Consider the following 344-nt stretch of genomic DNA (forward strand, 5'->3'; position numbering starts at 1 on the left):
CGTCGGGTCGGTGTCCTTGTGCCAGCCCAGCGGCAGTACGTAGTAGCGCTGGTCGCGTTCGAGGAGCAGGCGCAGGCCGCTGTAGCGGTAGCGGTAGTGGGTGGCGCGGCCCAGGTCCTCGACCTGGGGGCCGGGCGGGGCGAAGCTGAGGCGGTCGGTGCTGAGGACGACCACGGCCACCCGGCGCACGAGTTGGTCGCGGCCACGAGGGAGGCGGCGCGCCACCACCCCGGAGGGCCCGCGGCGCCGCTGCTCGTGGCGGAGCGGGTCCAGCCCAGCAGGAGCCCGGCCGCCACGAGCAGCGGCGCCGACCAGGCGTACGGCTGGATCCCTCGCCACAGCAG

At 75.6% G+C, this 344-nt stretch carries 1 pseudogene; it reads right to left on the minus strand.

Annotated elements, in window-relative coordinates:
• Window positions 1-180, minus strand: a pseudogene (locus tag STRAU_RS23745) (hypothetical protein); the annotation flags it as partial.
• Between the last annotated feature and the right edge of the window lie 164 nt (window positions 181-344).

It is taken from the genome of Streptomyces aurantiacus JA 4570, from assembly GCF_000414115.1.
Lineage (GTDB): Bacteria > Actinomycetota > Actinomycetes > Streptomycetales > Streptomycetaceae > Streptomyces > Streptomyces aurantiacus_A.